The organism is Novibacillus thermophilus (genome assembly GCF_002005165.1).
Taxonomy (GTDB): Bacteria; Bacillota; Bacilli; order Thermoactinomycetales; family Novibacillaceae; genus Novibacillus; species Novibacillus thermophilus.
In genome coordinates, this window is the sequence record NZ_CP019699.1 from 1,864,479 (window position 1) to 1,883,313 (window position 18,835).

Genomic DNA, 18,835 nt, shown 5'->3' on the forward strand with positions numbered 1-18,835 from the left:
CCTCGAAAATCTCTTGGTTTTTTAGGGTAGACCTTGCGGCTCTCGGGAGGTTATCATGAAAGAAGTGACGATTTACACAGATGGAGCCTGTTCCGGAAACCCGGGCCCCGGCGGTTGGGGGCCATCCTCCTTTACGGAAAACATGAAAAAGAGCTGTCTGGCGGAAGCAAAGAAACGACGAACAACCGCATGGAATTGACGGCTGCCATCGAGGCGTTAAAGAAATTAAAGGAACCCTGTGTCGTACACCTTTACAGTGACAGCGCCTACCTGGTGAACGGCATGAACGAGGAATGGTATCGCAACTGGCAGCGGAACGGCTGGCTGAACGGAAAGAAACAACCGGTAGAAAACAGAGATTTGTGGCAAGAGCTGCTGCGAGAAGTAAAGCGACACGACGTCAATTTCTACAAGGTAAAAGGACACAGTGACAACGACCTGAACAACCGTTGCGACGAACTGGCCCGCAAAGCTATTCCAAGCACCTAACACGTCAGAACGTCACGACTTAAACATATGTTGTTCAAGGGGGAGGTGGACGCAGTGAACGCATCGGCTCTAAAAGCAGAACTGTTCGCGTACGCCCGTGAAATCGGCATAGACAAAATCGGGGTGTGTTCCGCCGAGCCGTTCGACGAACTGCGCGTGCGCCTCACTGAACATCGAAAAAAGGGATATGACTCCGGGTTTGAGGAAAAAGACATCGAGAAGCGCGTCGACCCGTCGTTAACCGTTCCCGGTGCGCAAAGCATTATCGCCATTGCCGTCGCTTATCCGAGTAAGATGCCGTATAACCCGGCACAAGCCCCGGGCGCTTACCGCGGGGTGATGGCGAGAGTTTCATGGGGGCAAGACTATCATCACGTCCTCAAGGAACGTCTCCAAGCGTTAAAAGACTTTCTGTTGGAACGCATCCCCCATGCTAAAGCAGAAATTATGGTGGATACAGGTGTACTGTCCGACCGCGCTGTGGCAGAACGCGCCGGCCTTGGGTGGATCGGTAAAAATACGGCCCTCATTACACCAGAATTCGGATCGTGGGTCTACCTCGGAGAAATGGTGACGGACGTCTTTCTTCCGCGGGATGAGCCGATGTCAGACGGGTGCGGAGAGTGCACGCGCTGTCTCGATGCGTGTCCGACGGCAGCCCTCGTTCAGCCGCGTCAACTGAACGCACGGCGCTGCCTTGCGTATTTGACGCTGACGCGGGGATCACTCGAAGAAAAAGATCGTGAAAAAATCGGAGCACGACTGTACGGGTGTGACACGTGTCAAACGGTTTGCCCGTACAACCAACGTGTGAATGCCACACATCAAGAAGAATTCAGGCCTGACCCGGAAACGAGCAAACCGTTACTAAAACCGCTGTTATGCATGACAAAAAGTGAATTCAGGGAGAAATACGGTGCGTCATCTGCGTCCTGGCGCGGCAAAAAACCGATCCAGCGCAATGCGATCATTGCCCTGGCACACTTTAAAGACACAACGGCTGTCCCTGAGCTGGCCAAACTTCTTTACGAGGACCCGCGTCCCGTCATAAGAGAAACAGCGGCGTGGGCTTTGCATAAAATAGGCGGTGAAGAAGCGGAGCGTGTGTTAATAACAGCTGAATCTAAAGAGACTGACCCGACAGTGAAAAGACAACTGCAACAGTATTTGGAAGGATCGAATAAAAACTGTACGGGTAGATCGTAAAAGGTGTCCGATAGTTCTGTGGCAAAGGGGAGTTTATGGGAGGGTTTGCTTTGGATGCACAACCTGACAAAGGGACTCATTTACGGTACGGGTCTACGGAGACTCCGCTAGGCCAAGTAACGGTCGCTGTGCTGGACGGCGAGGTGTGTTGGCTGTCCTATGCCGGTTGCAAGCCTGCTGAATGGGAGCTGGAGTTGTGGAGCAAATCATGCCTCGGAGCGTCGGTCCGTCTGACAGAAGGTGGAGAAGACGTGCAATCAGTTATAGACGAGTTGCACGAATACTTCTCCGGTGAGCGCCGTCAGTTTGATACGTCCGTCACTTTTCTGGGCGGGACGCCTTTTCAACGAAAAGTTTGGCAGGAGCTTTTAAACATTCCGTACGGAGAAGTGCGGACGTACAAGGACATTGCAAAAGCCATCGGCATGCCGAAAGCAGTGCGAGCGGTCGGGAGAGCCAACAATAAAAATCCGATTTCCATCATCGTACCGTGCCACCGGGTCATCGGCTCAAACGGAGCATTAGTCGGTTACGGCGGCGGACTAGATAAAAAAGAGTATTTACTGAGGCTAGAAGGCTATCTAAAATAAACAGATCATCTTCGCCGCAGTCCCTTCATACAATGTGACGATAAAAATGGGGGAAAGAGGGTTTGGCATGAATCTTTCACGTCACACGTATGACCGTGAACGGGTGCGACAGTATGCGGAAAGATGGTGGAACGACTACCACCCGAAGTTCAAGAAATTTGAGGTGGACTGCACGAACTTTGTCTCGCAGTGTTTGTTGGCTGGGGGGTTTCCGATGCAGGGCGGCGAGAGACGGGACGAGGGATGGTGGTACCGGGGAAACGGCGGGGAGGATGACAATTGGAGTTACAGCTGGGCCGTGGCTCACAGCTTGCACTGGTATTTAGCCGGGGGCCGCACTCCCATACCGGTCTGGGAAGTGCAACGTCCGCAAGAGTTGGCCATTGGCGATGTCGTTTGCTACGACTGGTCAGGCGGTGGCAAGTGGGAACATACGACGATCGTGACCGGACACGGGGCAGATGGAATGCCACTCGTCAACGCCCATACCGTCAACAGCCGGCACCGCCTGTGGAGCTACCGGGACTCCCATGCTTGGACTCCCCAATCGCGCTACAAATTTTTCCACATTGACGACTGATTGGCGGTGCGAAACGGCCGCCATTTTTTGGACAAACTCAAACATAAACATGTTGAGAGCTTTTCACGATGTAGCGGAGTAATCATCAAGTTTGAGGTGACACACGCATGCCCTTTCACATTGTACTCGTGGAACCGGAAATTCCGTACAATACGGGAAACATCGCCCGAACGTGTGCCGCCACCGGGGCGAAACTGCACCTGGTACGGCCACTCGGTTTTTCGACTGACGATCGCCATTTGAAGCGGGCGGGGTGTGATTACTGGCATGACGTCGATATCACGTATTATGACGCATTGTCTGAAGTGGACCAGGCGTTTCCAAACAGCCGTTTTTTTTATTTCACGACGAAAGCGGACAAGGCCCACACCGATGTTTCGTTTCAGGCGGGCGATGTGTTCGTATTCGGCAAGGAATCGGCCGGGTTGCCGCCGGAATTGCTGCAGGAAAACCGCGATTCGTGCCTGCGCGTCCCGATGACGTCGGACGTACGGTCGCTTAATCTGTCGAACTCCGTCGCTATCGTCGTCTACGAAGCGTTGCGTCAAATCGGTTATCCGGGGATGCGTTGACTCAAACCTTTGACATCGAAAGGTCTAGTCGCAGTCGGACTAGACCCCCTAGACCTGTCTTGTTAGAAGTTAAACGTGCGGTCTTCGTTGTAACCGGCGGTGAAAATAGCGCCGAGGAAAGCGATGAAAACGATGAGAATAATCGCCAGTTTCATCACGCATTCGCTCCTTGCAAAATAGAGTGATCATCTCTTAGTATAAACCAAAATGCCCGGTAGAGGAATGTTTGTCACAAGAGAGACACAATCATGCAACCTTTTGCCTTCCCCATTCGTCACATGGGGAGGAAGGCGTGTGTTAGGAGACAACGTACCGTTACAGGTACAGAGTGAGGTAGGAGAGTTCAATTTGGGGAAAAGCGCGCTGAGCACTTATATTCGCTACATACTCGCGGTGGGCTTCCTGTTCATCTTGGTGTGTACGGGGAATCTTCCAGTGACTTACGGCCAGGATCGCGTGGAAATGTCTGTCGAGACAGGTTTTAACGGTGAAGTGAAATACGGCAGTTGGGCTCCGATTCGTATTACCCTTACGAATAACGGATCAGCGATCCAGGGAAACGTGTATCTCGATGTGAACCGTAACGCGAATGACGGCGATTGGACGGGGACAGTGGAGGCTCATGTTGACCTTCCGCAAGGGACGACGAAAACGTTGACGTTACTCGCTCCGAGTGAACGCGTGCAGGCGGGACAGAAACTCGTCTTCACAGCAGACGGGAGTAAAGTAACGGAAGCTAACGTTCGAGTCAACCAATTGGGACCATATGAGATGACGGTCGGTGTGTTGTCCACGTCTCCGGAAGCAGGTAAATTTTTGCACGGCTTAAAGATGGGTGGCGGAAACCGCGCGCCGCACATTTACGAGCTGCAGCCGGACGTTATTCCCGAAGTGGGGATTGGCCTCTCCAGTCTGGACGTGCTCGTCTTAAACAATTTCCCGGCTGAGACGCTCAATGTCAACCAGGTGGAAGCCGTTAAAAACTGGGTGGCAAGGGGCGGAACACTTATCCTCGGTGGCGGTCCGGGATACGAAAAGAGCGCCCAGGCCTTTCAAGAACTTTCTCCCGTTGACGTGTCCGGCACAACGACGATCGACGCCGTTGATGTCTTTCAGAGACAGAAGGAATACGGGGCGGAACTGAAGTTCACGTCGCCACTCACGGTAAGTGAAGGGACGCTGCGGCCAGACGCGAAGGCATTGGTGGCGCAAGACGGCCTTCCCATTGTCGCCTCCAAGGCGTGGCGGGAAGGAGATGTGATCTACACCGCTTACAACTTGACCGCGCCGCCAATTGCCGATTGGAACGGCAACGCTGTGTGGTGGGAGAGCTTTCTGAGCGGAAGCCGCCAGTACGTCACTCAATTTGACCGCTTTCCGTGGAGTTTAAGGCAGTCTGTCGACTACAACCCTTCCTTGCAATTACCGAGTCCCGGTGGTATGGCCATCGCTTTTCTCATTTATGTGCTGCTCGTAGGCCCAGTGCTTTATCTGCTTCTGCGCCGTTTTGACAAACGCGGCTGGGCGTGGGGCGTGATCCCCCTCTGTGCAGTTCTCGTCGCTTTTGGCGTATATACGTACGGAGCTGAAAAACGCAGCGAAGCGGTCATGGTACACGATGTCCAAGTTGTGAAACTGTATCCGGACGACTTTGCTGAATTGAGAGGGGCCTCCGCCGTCTTTGTCCCTGAAGGGGGAACGTACACATTGCGGTTGCCGAATACGGTCTTTGCGTGGCCAGGACGTTCTGACGTTACGACGACCACTGCAGGCGACTGGAACGATTCGCGTGTCCACATCACACCCGAAGGCACGGATGTTACGTTTGAAAAGGTGGAGTTTTGGTCGCTGCGCAAAGCCTACGTGGAAGGGTATGTGAACGGAGGTCAGATTGCCGCAAACTTGACGATGGAAGGAGAACGGGTCGTCGGAACGGTGACGAATGAAACGAAGTGGGATTTAAGAGACGCCCACGTGTTGGCCGGCGGTCAAATGAGCGCCATTGGCGGGTTAAAAAAGGGGGAGACGAAACAGATCGATGTGAAGTTAGACCCGGTCCCAGTGCGACATCCGGGACTTTTAAGCAGGCAGTTGCTCCCGACAGCAGGGGGGAAGGCAGACGAATTCCGGCGTGAGGTAATGCTGTTGCAATATTTGGAACACGAAGGCTATCATTTACAGCCGTTCCCGTCACAAGTACAGTTAATGGGATGGACGGAACAGCCCGTTTATGAAAGTACGGTTGCGGGTAGGACTTCGGACCAGTACTCCCTTTCACTCGTCATCGCGCCGCTGGAAATACGACCGGATAAAGACGGGAAAGTGGTGTACCCCAAAGGGTCGATCATACCGGCCGTTGTCGCGACGTCCGGTGCTGTCGACATCATGCCGGAAGGGTTTAACATTCTGCAAGGAACGGGTTCTGTCACATTCCGCTTTGATTTAAATGTTGAAGAAAACGTAACGTTAGACAAGCTGAACGTCGAACTGCAAGGCGCGGTAAGTAAGGTGGAGTGGTTTAACTGGAAGGCGGGAGAATGGGAAGAGACGAATGGACATTCTGACCAATCCTTGGACGAGTATGTGTCTGGAACAGGTGAGGTGTTAGTCAAGGTCAGCCGGGATCAAGCGGGAAGCGATCAGTTTTACCCGTTCCCCGTGTTAGAGGCGGAAGGGAAGGTCGTGCGATGATTCAAACAGAAGGTTTAAGTAAGGTGTACGGCAACGTGCACGCTTTGAAAAATCTGGATCTGGAAGTTGCGAAAGGATCGGTGTTCGGGTTTATCGGGCCGAACGGCGCCGGGAAATCGACGACGATGCTCATATTGTCGACGCTGTTGGAACCGTCAGCGGGGCGTGCTTTCGTCGGCGGATACGACGTTTTGCGCCATCCGCGCAAGGTGAGGAAGTTGATCGGCTACATGCCCGACTTCTTCGGGGTGTACGACCAGTTTAAAGCCGTGGAGTACCTTGACTTTTTCGCGGCGAGTTACGGCATCTCCAAGGCGGAGCGCCATGCACTCATTCCGCAGCTTTTGGAGCTTGTGAACTTAAGTGACAAAGGGGATGCCTACGTCGATTCCCTCTCCCGGGGCATGAAACAGCGTCTCGGGTTGGCACGCTGTTTAGTTCACGATCCGGAGTTGCTCATTTTGGATGAACCGGCCTCCGGTCTCGATCCGCGGGCACGAATTGAATTTCGTGAGATTTTGAAAGAACTGCGCGACATGGGGAAGACGATCATGATCAGTTCACACATTTTGCCTGAACTGGCTGACTTGTGCGACGACATGGGTGTTATGGAAAATGGGGAGCTGGTGGCGTACGGCAACGTGAAGTCCATTGCGGCGCAACTCCAGACGGGGCGCGTCGTGGCGTTGCGCGTTAGCGAACGGCAGGAGGCGGCAGCTAACTTCCTGCGTGAGCATCCCCGCGTCACGCGGGTGGAAGAAGAAGGGGACGGTTTGATCCGCGTCGGGTTGGAAGGGGATGAACGCGAACAGGCGACGTTGTTGCGCCAGCTCGTGCAAGCAGATATTCCGGTTGCCCAGTTTCACCTTGCAGAGAAGAATCTGGAGGATGTGTTTATGGAGATTACGAAGGGAGAGTCGGACGGTAGTGTGGAACCATCCGGTGTTGAGTAAAGAGTTTCGCTTGCGGATGCGCTCCGCGCGGACGCCGTGGGTGTTGTCTCTCTACTTGCTCGTCATGGGCGGCATCGTGTTGACGTACATCTCTTTGCAAACAGCAGGCGGCGGCTACTTTAACCCTGAAGGCAGCCGGATCTTGTTTATGCTGTTGTCGGCGCTGCAACTCGTATTCATCGGGTTCGTCACGCCCGGTTTGACAGCGGGGCTCATCAGCGGTGAACGGGAACGGCAGACGTTGGCGGTGTTGTTGACGACGAATTTGTCAACTGCCTCCATTGTGATCAGTAAACTGGTGGCGGCGTTGAGTTTCATGACCTTGCTTATCGTCTCGACGATGCCGTTATACGCCATCGTCCTTCTGTTCGGCGGCGTATCCCCGTTGCAATTCGTACAGATTTTCGGCTTCTACTTCGTGGCGATGTTTTTCATCGGCAGTGTCGGGGTGCTGTACTCGGTCCTCATCCAGCGTACCGGTGTCGCCACCGTCCTCGCTTATGCGACTGTGGCGGTCATTGTCGTCGGCACATTGATTGTCGGGATGTTCGCCGCCCAGTTTTACGCACTTGACCAGACAAGTCCCCAACCACAGATGCCGTTTTGGGTGACGGTATGGTTTTTACTCAACCCGATGGTTGATTTTATGAGTATCTTTTTTGCCAATGAGTTGCCTTTTATCGATCAAACAGACGTGAATCCGTATCTGTTTTTCCTGTCCGTTTACGGTGTGTCGGGGGTGGTCCTGTTAGGGTTCTCCATATACCTGTTGCCGCCGGTACGCCGTAAACGCCGCGACCAAGGGGCTTGGTCTAAGATGGAGCGTGGTTGACATGCCGAAGACGCGCGAAGCATCCGTTGCGGACGCATTGCAGGCGCTGCGCACAAAACTGTGGCTAAAACGTGTCGTTCGCTTTGCGATCCGGGGGATGATGGTCGGCATCGGGGCGGCTCTCTTGGAGCTCGTCGCCGTACGGCAGTCCGCCATTGGGAGCGGCAGCCGGTCAGCCGCTGGTGTCTTCTTTTGGCGATGCTGCTCCTCCCTCTCGACATAGCGGCCCGGAGGTTGACAATTGCCTTGCCGTTTACGACACGCATCCGTAACCGAGTCACCAGAACGTTGCGTGTGCCGAAACGGACGGCGTATACAGTTACGCTCCCGCGATTAAACAGGCGGAAGGGGAACAGGTGGAGTAGACGGCCATTCCCGGAGAAAGGTCCATCGGCAGGAGGTCCATCGGGTGTCGCCGCTATCAGACGGGAGGGGGATACGGCGGACGAAAGGCCAATGCGTACGAGGGACGCCGCCGCTCAGCCCGGACAGACGACACCCACACCAGCAAAATCGCCGCGGCCGCCTGAGACGAAAGACGGCGGGACGGCAGAGCGGATGGAACGTCTGTTGGCGGCGAAAAACCGTCGGAAACGGTAGGAACCAAAAGCCGCTCTATAGCAATCTATTGAGACACTCTGTCATTCTATCATCTTACGACAATTGCTTGCGCTTAATCGAATCTTGGCGCAACTTCCTTAAACCTGCGCATACAATGATAGTACCCCTCAGATCCATGATTCCCCGGTTCACCTCACTATCGAGTTGATCACCCTCTGTACTATGACCCGTCATCATCACGGCCTTATGACCGGGGGACGATCCGGAAGGAGAGAGCGCAGGTGGATATCTTAAAACGCATTGATGAACACCGAAGAGAAGAAGAGCGGTTGGCGTGGGAAGGCACATTTGCCGATTACTTAGACATCGTGCGCGAGCGTCCGCATGTGGCCCAAACAGCGCACTCCCGCATTTACAATATGATTAAAGACGCCGGAGTTGAAGAGACGGAGGGGGGCAAGTCCTACTCCTTTTTTAGTCGCGAAATATTCGGATTGGAGCAAGCCATTGAACGGTTAGTGGAAGAATACTTTCACTCCGCGGCCAGGCGGCTCGACGTGCGCAAACGCATCTTGCTGCTCATGGGACCCGTCAGCGGTGGAAAGTCGACGATCGTCAATTTGCTGAAAGAAGGGTTGGAACGCTATTCCCGGACGGACGCCGGCGCTCTGTACGCCATCAAAGGGTGCCCGATGCAGGAGGAGCCGCTGCACCTCGTGCCTGTCGACTTGCGCCCGGAACTGGAAGAGGAACTCGGGGTGAAGATTGAAGGCAAATTGTGCCCGTCATGTCAGTTTAAGCTTAAACACGAATACGGCAACCGGGTGGAAGACGTGCCGGTTGAGCGGGTACTGCTCTCTGAAGACGAGAGGGTGGGGATCGGGACGTTCAGCCCGTCCGACCCTAAGTCGCAGGACATTGCGGACCTTACGGGGAGCATCGACTTTTCCACCATCGCCGAGTACGGTTCCGAATCGGACCCGCGGGCTTACCGCTTTGACGGTGAGTTGAACAAAGCAAACCGCGGTTTGATGGAATTTCAGGAAATGTTGAAGTGCGACGAGAAGTTTCTCTGGAATTTACTCTCGTTGACTCAGGAAGGAAACTTCAAGGCAGGGCGTTTCGCCCTCATTTCCGCGGATCAGCTCATCATCGCCCACACGAACGAAGCGGAGTACAAAGCGTTTATCAGCAACAAGAAAAACGAAGCCCTCCAGTCACGCATCATCGTCATGCCGATCCCGTACAACCTGAAAGTGTCAGATGAAGAAAAGATTTACGACAAACTCATTAAAGAGAGCGACATGGCCCACATCCACATCGCGCCCCACGCGTTGAGGGCTGCCGCAACGTTCAGCATTTTGTCAAGACTGCGAGAGTCCAAAAAACAAGGCATGGACCTCGTGAAAAAAATGCGGCTGTACGACGGTGAGGCAGTGGAAGGGTTTAAAGACTCCGACGTGGAAGAACTGCAAAACGAATACCTCGATGAAGGCATGGACGGCATCGATCCCCGTTACGTCATAAACCGCATCTCCAGTGCGTTTGTCCGGCAAGACACGACGTGCATCAACGCCCTCGACATTTTGCGCGCCCTGAAAGACGGACTGGATCAACACCCGTCCATTACGAAGGAACAGCGCGAGCGCTACCTCAATTTTATCTCCGTGGCGCGCAAAGAATATGACGAAACAGCGAAAAAAGAAGTGCAGAAGGCGTTTGTCTACTCGTATGAAGAATCGGCGAAGACGCTGTTGGACAACTATTTAGATAATGTGGAAGCATACTGCAATCGCCAGAAGATCCGGGATCCGATCACCGGCGAAGAGCTGGACCCGGACGAAAAACTGATGCGGTCCATTGAGGAACAGATCGGGATCTCCGAAAACGCGAAAAAAGCCTTTCGCGAAGAAATACTGATCCGCATTTCGGCGTACGCTCGTAAAGGCAAACGGTTCGACTACAACAGTCATGAGCGGCTGAGGGAAGCGATTCAGAAAAAACTGTTCGCCGATTTGAAAGATGTCGTCAAAATCACCACGTCTACCAAAACGCCGGACGAAAACCAGTTGAAAAAAATCAACGAAGTGACGCGGCGGCTGATTGACGAGCACGGTTACTGCCCCGTCTGTGCCAACGAACTGCTGCGTTACGTAGGAAGTTTGCTAAACCGTTGACGAGGAGGGATCGGCGATGACGACGTCGAGTTTTATTTTATCGCGCGAAGACTGGTCCCTGCACCGCAAAGGCCACTTAGATCAACTGCGTCACAAGGAAAAAGTGCGGGAAGCGATCCGCGACAACTTGCCGGATCTCGTCAGTGAGGAAAGCATCGTCATGTCCAACGGGCGCGATGTGATCAAAATCCCGATCCGATCCATGGAAGAGTATAAATTCCGCTACAACTACGACAAGATGCAACATACGGGTCAAGGGGACGGCGACAGCCAGGTGGGCGATGTTATCGCCCGCGACGGGGACAGAGGTCAGGCTGGAGCCGGACAAGGGCAAGGCGCCGGCGACCAGCCGGGGACCGATTACTACGAAGCGGAAGTGTCAGTGGAAGAACTGGAAGAGATTTTGTTTGCAGAGCTGGAACTCCCCGACTTGAAGCCAAAAGCGGAAGAGAACATCGTCACCCACGATATTCGCTTCAACGACGTGCGCAAAAAGGGGTTGTCGGCCAACATCGACAAGAAGCGGACGATCCTCGAGGCGATGCGCCGCAACGCGTTAAAGGGAAAACCCGGGCTGCACAGCATTTCTGTCGATGACTTGCGCTATAAAACGTGGGAAGACATAGAACTTCCCCACTCCAACGCCGTTGTCATCGCCATGATGGATACGAGCGGGTCGATGGGTGTGTTTGAGAAGTACATGGCCCGCAGCTTTTTCTTCTGGATGGTCCGCTTTTTGCGCACCCGCTACGAGAAAGTGGACATCGTGTTTATCGCCCACCATACCGAAGCGAAAGAAGTGTCGGAAGAGGCGTTCTTTTCCCGGGGGGAGAGTGGCGGAACGATTTGTTCGTCCGCTTACAAGAAAGCGTTAGAAGTGATTGACGACCGTTACCCGCCGAGCCGTTACAACATATATCCGTTCCACTTTTCCGACGGCGACAACTTGACGTCGGACAACGAGCGGTGTGTCCGCTACGTCAAGGAACTGATGGAGAAATGCAACATGTTCGGCTACGCCGAAGTGAATCAGTACCAGCGCCGTTCCAGTCTGATGTCGGTATTTCGCCGCATTGAAGACCCGTCCTTCATGCATTGCATTATTAAAGACAAGCGGGAAGTGTACAAAGCGCTGCAAACGTTTTTCGGCAAGAGGGAGCATCAAGCGAGTTAACGACTCTGGACACAGACAAGGAGGGATGGTGGTGACGGACGAGGAGCGCCAGCTGGAGCGCGCCATCGAGGAAATTATGGACATCGCCCGCGGGTTTGGGCTGGATTTTTACCCGATGCGGTTTGAAATATGTCCCGCTGACATCATATACACGTTCGGCGCTTACGGCATGCCGACGCGGTTTAGCCACTGGAGTTTTGGAAAAGCGTTTCATCGGATGAAACTGCAGTACGATTTCAATTTGAGCCGCATCTACGAACTGGTCATCAACTCGGACCCGTGTTACGCTTTTTTGCTGGAAGGGAACAGTCTGATCCAGAACAAGTTAATTGTGGCTCACGTGCTCGCCCACTGCGACTTTTTTAAAAACAACGTCCACTTCGCCAACACGAAACGAGACATGGTGGAGAGCATGGCGGCGAGTGCGGAACGTATCCGTGCTTACGAAATGCGCTACGGGAAAGACAAAGTGGAAGCGTTCCTCGATGCGGTGCTCTCCATCAACGAACACATCGACCCCAGTCTCGTGCGCGGGAAGCGACGGGGCCGTGACGAAGGCGACAGCTACGGAAATGGGGAAGATCAAATACAGGAACAACTGAAAAAGGCGACACCGTACGACGACCTGTGGAAGTTGGACGGAAAAGAAGAAGACCCGAGCAAGGCACAACAACCGGCGAAAAGGCGGAAAGTCCCGCCGGAGCCGGAAAAAGACCTCCTCCTCTTCCTTGAGGAGCACAGCCCGGTTTTGGACGCGTGGCAGCGCGATATTTTGACCATTTTACGAGAGGAAATGCTGTACTTTTGGCCCCAGCTAGAGACGAAAGTGATGAACGAGGGGTGGGCCACTTACTGGCACGTGCGCATCTTGCGGGAGATGGACTTGACTGAGGAAGAAACGGTCGAGTTCGCCAAACTGCACGCCGGCGTCATCCAGCCGTCCAGCACCGGCATAAATCCGTACTACCTCGGGTTTAAAATGTTGGAAGACATCGAACGGCGGTGGAACGAACCGACGGAGCAAGAGCGGAAAGAGTTCGGCCGAAAGCCGGGAAAAGGGCGGGAAAAGCTGTTCGAAGTGCGTGAAGTGGAGCGGGATATGTCGTTCATTCGCAACTACTTGACGAAAGAGTTAGTGGAAGATTTGGACCTGTACCTGTTCCACAAGCAAGGAAACGACTGGGTGGTGGCGGACAAACAGTGGGAAAACGTGCGGGATCAACTTGTCGCGGCGAGAGTGAACGGCGGATTCCCGTACATTACCGTCCAGGACGGCGACTATTTGCAAAACGGCGAACTGTATTTGAAACATCACTATGAAGGATTGGAGCTGGACATCAAACACCTGGAAAAAACGCTTCCCTATGTTCATAAACTGTGGGGCCGGACCGTCCATTTGGAAACAGTGATCGAAGGTCGTCGCGTTCTGTTTAGCCAGGACGACAGAAAAACACACAGACGGTTGCTTTAACCGTTGTTGCCGCGTTCGCCAACGTTATCACGCCCTGCAAATGTTATTCGTGCTTATGAACGTAGGGTACAGTTCAAAAGGTCGTAAACATAACATGAACTAAATGTTCAGATGGATGGGGGAGAGCTTTTTTCTCCCCGCATTTTTGTTCCATTTCCAGTGATGAATTGCAAAAGCTTGTCCGGAAGACATACAGTTGATCACAAGTTTTCTTCCCTCAGGGCGTCGCCGATATTTTCTTTTTTCAGCCTGGAGCTGGCGTGAAGCATGGTGATGAAAACAATGACGAACACGCCGATAATACAGATAATCATTTCCTTCCAGGGGATGGCAAAGGCAAAATCAAATGCATGATTCACCGAACGATACATCAAGACATTGACCAAGATACCGAGCGGGAGACCGTAGAGCAATGCTTTCAGTCCGTAAAAGATGCTTTCGTAGTTGATCATCTTGTTGAAGCCGGCCGGGGTTAATCCGACGGATTTCAACATGGCAAATTCCCTGCGGCGTAAAGCGACGTTAGTGCTGATCGTGTTAAAAATATTTGTCACGCCGATCAGTGTGATCAATGCCACAAAACCGTACAGGAAAATGGAGATCATCGTTTTGGTATTTTTGATCTCATTTACGAATTCCTCGATGTCAAACATCATCAGGTGTCCGCCCGAATGTAATCTGGCGTCGATCGCTTTAACGTGTTCTTTAAATTGTTGCCGGTCGACATCTTCTTGCAGCCCGGCGAACATTCGTATATGTTGTGCCGTTTCTTGAGACGGCGCGCTCAATTGGGCGCACAGATCGTCAAACACAGTTTCCGAGACGATGACGTTGACAGACTCCAAAAATTGAGCATATTGAACACCAAACGGAAGCTGTTCTGTCACTGCGCCAATTTCCAGCGTATATTCAAAAGGCGTTTCGTTCCCTTGAGCGGCTGGATCCGTCAGCGTCACCTTTTCCCCCGCTTTCATATTTAATGGTGTGTAGTCGGCAGTTCCTGGAATCACATTGCGATTGATTAAGATTCCTCTAATCTGTTCCGAATTGGTGTAATCAGCAACCTCAAGTCCCAGCTCGCGGGCGTAGGCGGCAAATTCCTCTTCACCGACGGCAATGAGGGAAAAACCAAGCCGATAACCGCCATCCGCTGTCCGCAAAACTTCCCCTTCCTCTTTGTCCAGATAGCCCCGCAAATAATCCCCAAGCTGTTTCCGCTCGAGTTCTACGGCTTCACTAAATATGTTGCGCACAAGAGAGTAACGTTCTACTTCATCCAGCCTGGCCACCTGGTTGTAAAATTCGACAGCCTCTTCCGTCGACACGTCCTGTTTTTCGATTTCAAAATCATGGGCCACATCCTGATAGTAGATGTCACTGCTTATAAAACCGTAGGTCATGAACGAGGAAAAAGAAATATACAGGACAATGCTGATCAACAGGGAAAACAGGGTGGCTCGGTATCGTCTTTTGTTTCGCTTTAAGTTTTTGAGGGCCAATTCCCCTTCTATACCAAACAGCAGCCGGGTCAGTCGGGAGGTTTTTAATGTTTTTTGTTTCACGTGGATGTCTTGTGTCTGTCTGATGGCTTCAATGGGTGATACTTTTGCGGCGCGTCTGGCCGGAAGGTAGACGGACAAGAAGATGGTCAGGGCGATAAACAAGACGGATACGGCTATCGTTTCGTACGAGATGATCAATCTTAAGCTGGCCCCGGTATTGAAAACCGAACCTCGCATCAATTGATTAACCACTTTCAAGGTAATGCCAATGCCCGCCACACCCGCTGACACTCCGATGGGAATGGCAATCAGACCGAGCAGAAATCCTTCCCAGAAAACCATCTTACGGATCTGTTTTTTGGTGGCGCCCACACTGGCCAGCATGCCGAACTGTTTTTTGCGCTCATTGACCGAGATGGCGAAGGCATTATAGATCACGGTCACAGAACCGGTGACAACGAGGAGAAGAATGATCAGACCGACGGATCTCATCGCCTTGAGGGTGCCCTCGTTTTGGGTAATGCCCATCCATTTTAACAGTTCATTGTTATAACTGATCTCTTCCGCTTCCGCCACCTCAGCCAGTTCCGGAGCCTGATCGAATATACGTTCAGGGTCCACGGCAACGATGGAAATATTGACTTTGTCTTCCGCCGAGAGTCGGCTTTCATCCAGATAGGCGATGGCCGTGTAACCCGGTGCATCATATGCTTCGAAGCGGGGTCGGGTGATGATGCCGGTCACGGTATACGTCTCGGTGGTGAATGTCTCCAGTTCCTCCGTTTCCGAGAGTGGCTCTTGTTGGGTTAAGAACTCTCCTTGATCGACCCGTTCACCAATATCGACAGAGAATGACTCGCCGATCTTGTATTCCATCCCGGTATCATACAAAACGCCTTCCGAGATGACGATTTCACCTTCCCGCTCCGGGAAACGCCCTTCCTTCAAGGTCACGGGCAGATGTTCGAAGCTTTCCGCGTCGTAACTTTTGATCATCCAGTAAGGTTTGGCGACACTTTCGGAACTTTCCAGCCGTGCAAAACCCAAATCTTTGCTCAGCATGGCTGTCTGGGTATAGGCATGATCTTGAATGTATTTGCTGTTCTCGTAGGGTACTCCGTAAAAAGAAGCATGGTGACTGCCGTCTGTCATTTTGGCCGATTGGATAAACAAATCTTGAAAACTGGCCACTAGGGTGGCCACCCCGGTCACCATTGCTGCCGAAAGGATAATCCCGATGATCGTAACGATCGTCCGTTTCCGGTTCAGCTTTAAATTTTGCCCGGTCAGCTTTCTTAACACATTCACGAGCGGATCACCTCATCCTTGATGATCTTTCCGTCTTCCATGGTGATCATCCGGTCAGCTTGCAAGGCGATGTTCTGGTCGTGGGTGATCACAATCAGCGTTTGCTGGTACAATTTATTGGATAATTTCAGCAGGTCCATAATGTCCTTTGAGTTTTTGCTGTCCAGATTGCCGGTGGGCTCATCAGCCAAGACCAGGGCGGGTTGATTGATCAGCGCCCGGCCGATGGAAACGCGTTGCTGCTGTCCGCCGGACAGTTCATTGGGCAAATGATTCATGCGCTCTGCCAGGCCCAACGTCTCTATTAATTCGCGCAGTCTTTGTTGATCCACCCGGCGGTGATCCAGCAGTAAGGGCAGTGTCAAATTTTCTTCAACATTTAAGATGGGGATCAGATTGTAAAACTGGTAAATCAAGCCGATTTGCCGGCGTCTGAAAATGGCCAGCTGGGTTTCATTGAGCGAATAGACGTCGGTCTCTTCAATAAACACTTTGCCTCTGGTCGGCCGGTCCACGCCCCCCAGAATGTGCAAAAGCGTCGACTTCCCTGAACCGGACGGACCGACAATGGCCACAAACTCTCCTTTTTTAACCGAAAAAGTGACCTGGTCCACGGCGGTCACCTGCGTCTCGTCTTTCCCGTAAATTTTTGTCAGATCTTCTACTTTCAATATGTCCATCATTCAAAACTCCTTTAAGCGTCTTTACCAGTTAGCTTAACGGTCCGAAATGACACTGCGGTGACATGGCAGGTGACAATTTTGTCATCTTTCTCTTGTGATCTTGAAGATGGATGATTTAAATATGCTGTTTGTAAAAAGTGAGCGTAAATTCGGTGCCTTCTCCCGATTCACTTTTGACGGTAATGTCTCCTCCCTGTTGTTTGACGATTTCATAGGCCATGGCCAATCCGATGCCGACACTTTCTTCACTTGCATTTTTCCCCCGGTAAAAACGGTTGAAAATATAGGGCAGATCCTTTTGATGGATCCCCTGACCGTTATCGGCTGTCGTTATTTTGGTGAAAATTGGATTGTCTTCATATTCAATGCGGATGATGCCTTGCTCTGGGGTATGCTCAATATGGTTTTTCAATATATTGATCAGTGCTTCGGCCATCCAGTCTATATCGCCTGTCAACATGACCGATTCATCCCCCGCAATACGGATGCGGTGCTGTTTAATGTCCACGGGGATGCTTAAAGACTGTACGGCCCGGTCGATGAGTGCCTGCACATGGAACTTTTCCTTTTTCAAGGTGACGGTACCGGTCTCTAAGCGGGACAGTTTTAACAAAGAGGTGGTCAGCCATTCCATCCGCTTCAGCTGGGCCTTCATGCGTTCCAGAAATTCCGCCTTGACCTCTTCGGAGGGTTGATCTGCCAACAGGTCTCTTATAACGATCAATGAAGTTAAAGGGGTTTTCAACTGATGGGAAATGTCGGCCAGGGAGTCAGCCAGATGGATTTTATCCTGTTTAAGGTTTTCGGTCTGTTCTTTCAACATCGTCGTCATTTTATACAGTTCATTTTTTAATATACTCAGTTCCCCTTCAGTGTTGTCCCGGATGTCCAGGGTGTTTTCCCCGGCCTCAAGCCGGCTCAAATAATTGTTGATGTCGCCGATTTCTTTGTTTTGGCGGTGTACAAAAAGAAAAAAGATCCCCGTAAGGACCACAAAAATGAGGACAGCCAGAGACACGAAAAGCGCCGTCTGCAGTTGAAAGCTCGTCTCTAGGCGATCCGGAACAAAGATCAGGTCTGGGCCGCTCAAGCCGTATTGGGATAATACAGCCTCTCCTTTGGCTATCGTTGTCTCGTCAGCCTGTTTCACCTGGCGAATGATATGCTGTTCGGCGTGGGGATATTCGTCGATCACCGCCCCGATCAATGCCGCCTGTTGGGCGGTGATCGATTCTTGCAGAACTTGCCTGCTGAACGAGGAAAATCCGAGGGCCAAAGTCCCTGAAAGGACGAAGAGGATGGCCAGCACGACCAATCGTCTGCCCCATTGCGGGTGTTTAGTCCGTCTCAAATCCGACACCTGCCTTGTAGCCCAGCCCCCGTACCGTTTGAATCAACTTGGGCCGATGCGGATCATCTTCAATTTTTTCACGCAGACGCTTGATGTAGACCGTGAGCGTATTGTCATTGACAAAGTCTCCGGCGACATCCCAAATATGTTCCAAGATTTGTTTTCGGGACAGTACTTGTCCCGCATGGTTGGCCAGAGTTAATAACAAACGGTACTCCAGAGCGGTGAGTATAATCTCCTTTCTTTGTTTGAACACCCGGGCTTGGGCAGTATCGATGAGCACCTCTCCCAGGCGGATTTCCGTTTTTTGGGGCGGCTGTTGTTCGTAGCGGCGCAACACACTTTTAATCCGGGAGATCAGTTCCCGCACTCTGAAGGGCTTGGTCACATAATCATCGGCACCGATGTCCAAGCCCATGACGACGTTCACCTCTTCATCCCGAACCGTTAAAAAAATGACCGGCGTATCTCCCTGTTCCCTGATCGTACGGCACAGGTCAAAACCGTTTCCATCGGGAAGAGACACATCGAGTAAAACGAGATTAAATTCGGACGTTTGAAGGATTTTCTCAGCAGAGGACTTGTCGTGGGCAACCTCTGTTTGGAATCCTTCCTGCTTTAAGGAATATTCAATCCCTAAAGCGATTGTTTTATCATCTTCAACGATTAAAATTTTGCTCATGATTCCACCCCGC

At 52.2% G+C, this 18,835-nt stretch carries 16 protein-coding genes and 1 pseudogene; 13 read left to right on the plus strand and 4 right to left on the minus strand.

Annotated elements, in window-relative coordinates:
• Positions 1-55 precede the first annotated feature (55 nt).
• The 13 genes and pseudogenes from rnhA (at position 56) to B0W44_RS09445 (ending at position 13,296) form a co-directional block, all read left to right on the plus strand.
• Positions 56-489, plus strand: a pseudogene (gene rnhA / locus B0W44_RS09390) (ribonuclease HI).
• A 27-nt stretch (positions 490-516) separates the two neighbouring features.
• The gene (gene queG / locus B0W44_RS09395; protein ID WP_077719817.1) at positions 517-1,695 is read left to right on the plus strand and encodes a tRNA epoxyqueuosine(34) reductase QueG; all 1,179 of its coding nucleotides are present in this window, start codon (positions 517-519) and stop codon (positions 1,693-1,695) included.
• 50 nt (positions 1,696-1,745) lie between these two features.
• Positions 1,746-2,285 carry a methylated-DNA--[protein]-cysteine S-methyltransferase gene (locus B0W44_RS09400; RefSeq protein WP_228440913.1) on the plus strand — a complete coding sequence of 180 codons (540 nt, stop codon included), beginning with the start codon at positions 1,746-1,748 and terminating at the stop codon, positions 2,283-2,285.
• Between the two features lie 67 nt (positions 2,286-2,352).
• Positions 2,353-2,865, plus strand: coding sequence for an amidase domain-containing protein (locus B0W44_RS09405; RefSeq protein WP_228440915.1), 513 nt, complete (start codon positions 2,353-2,355; stop codon positions 2,863-2,865).
• A gap of 107 nt (positions 2,866-2,972) precedes the next feature.
• On the plus strand, positions 2,973-3,437 hold the full coding sequence (gene trmL, locus B0W44_RS09410; RefSeq protein ID WP_077719820.1) for a tRNA (uridine(34)/cytosine(34)/5-carboxymethylaminomethyluridine(34)-2'-O)-methyltransferase TrmL: 465 nt from the start codon (positions 2,973-2,975) through the stop codon (positions 3,435-3,437).
• Between the two features lie 294 nt (positions 3,438-3,731).
• Positions 3,732-6,128 carry a DUF7408 domain-containing protein gene (locus tag B0W44_RS09415; RefSeq protein WP_077719821.1) on the plus strand — a complete coding sequence of 799 codons (2,397 nt, stop codon included), beginning with the start codon at positions 3,732-3,734 and terminating at the stop codon, positions 6,126-6,128.
• The gene (locus tag B0W44_RS09420; RefSeq protein WP_077719822.1) at positions 6,125-7,081 is read left to right on the plus strand and encodes an ABC transporter ATP-binding protein; all 957 of its coding nucleotides are present in this window, start codon (positions 6,125-6,127) and stop codon (positions 7,079-7,081) included. The genes B0W44_RS09415 and B0W44_RS09420 overlap by 4 nt, the downstream gene beginning before the upstream one ends.
• Positions 7,056-7,913 (plus strand): ABC transporter permease, encoded by an 858-nt coding sequence (locus B0W44_RS09425; protein ID WP_169835512.1) that lies wholly within the window; start codon positions 7,056-7,058, stop codon positions 7,911-7,913. Before B0W44_RS09420 ends, B0W44_RS09425 begins: the two co-directional genes overlap by 26 nt.
• A gap of 1 nt (position 7,914) precedes the next feature.
• Positions 7,915-8,136 carry a hypothetical protein gene (locus tag B0W44_RS09430; RefSeq protein ID WP_077719824.1) on the plus strand — a complete coding sequence of 74 codons (222 nt, stop codon included), beginning with the start codon at positions 7,915-7,917 and terminating at the stop codon, positions 8,134-8,136.
• Entirely contained in the window at positions 8,106-8,513 is a 408-nt protein-coding gene (locus B0W44_RS17775) for a hypothetical protein (protein ID WP_149026972.1), read from the plus strand. Before B0W44_RS09430 ends, B0W44_RS17775 begins: the two co-directional genes overlap by 31 nt.
• A 242-nt stretch (positions 8,514-8,755) precedes the next feature.
• Positions 8,756-10,651 (plus strand): PrkA family serine protein kinase, encoded by a 1,896-nt coding sequence (locus B0W44_RS09435; protein ID WP_077719825.1) that lies wholly within the window; start codon positions 8,756-8,758, stop codon positions 10,649-10,651.
• A 16-nt stretch (positions 10,652-10,667) separates the two neighbouring features.
• Positions 10,668-11,825 (plus strand): sporulation protein YhbH, encoded by a 1,158-nt coding sequence (yhbH, locus tag B0W44_RS09440; RefSeq protein ID WP_077719826.1) that lies wholly within the window; start codon positions 10,668-10,670, stop codon positions 11,823-11,825.
• 25 nt (positions 11,826-11,850) lie between these two features.
• The gene (locus B0W44_RS09445; protein ID WP_077719827.1) at positions 11,851-13,296 is read left to right on the plus strand and encodes a SpoVR family protein; all 1,446 of its coding nucleotides are present in this window, start codon (positions 11,851-11,853) and stop codon (positions 13,294-13,296) included.
• A 200-nt stretch (positions 13,297-13,496) separates the two neighbouring features.
• Here the strand turns inward: B0W44_RS09445 and B0W44_RS09450 are convergent, their stop codons facing one another.
• The 4 genes from B0W44_RS09450 to B0W44_RS09465 form a co-directional block, all read right to left on the minus strand.
• Positions 13,497-16,106 carry an ABC transporter permease gene (locus B0W44_RS09450; RefSeq protein WP_077719828.1) on the minus strand — a complete coding sequence of 870 codons (2,610 nt, stop codon included), beginning with the start codon at positions 16,104-16,106 and terminating at the stop codon, positions 13,497-13,499.
• Positions 16,103-16,786 (minus strand): ABC transporter ATP-binding protein, encoded by a 684-nt coding sequence (locus B0W44_RS09455; protein WP_077719829.1) that lies wholly within the window; start codon positions 16,784-16,786, stop codon positions 16,103-16,105. The genes B0W44_RS09450 and B0W44_RS09455 overlap by 4 nt, the downstream gene beginning before the upstream one ends.
• Positions 16,787-16,904: 118 nt before the next feature.
• Positions 16,905-18,140, minus strand: a complete 1,236-nt coding sequence (locus tag B0W44_RS09460) for a sensor histidine kinase (RefSeq protein ID WP_228440917.1) — start codon at positions 18,138-18,140, stop codon at positions 16,905-16,907.
• Positions 18,127-18,822: a response regulator transcription factor gene (locus tag B0W44_RS09465; protein ID WP_077719830.1), complete on the minus strand. Its 696-nt coding sequence runs from the start codon at positions 18,820-18,822 to the stop codon at positions 18,127-18,129. Before B0W44_RS09465 ends, B0W44_RS09460 begins: the two co-directional genes overlap by 14 nt.
• Positions 18,823-18,835 lie beyond the last annotated feature (13 nt).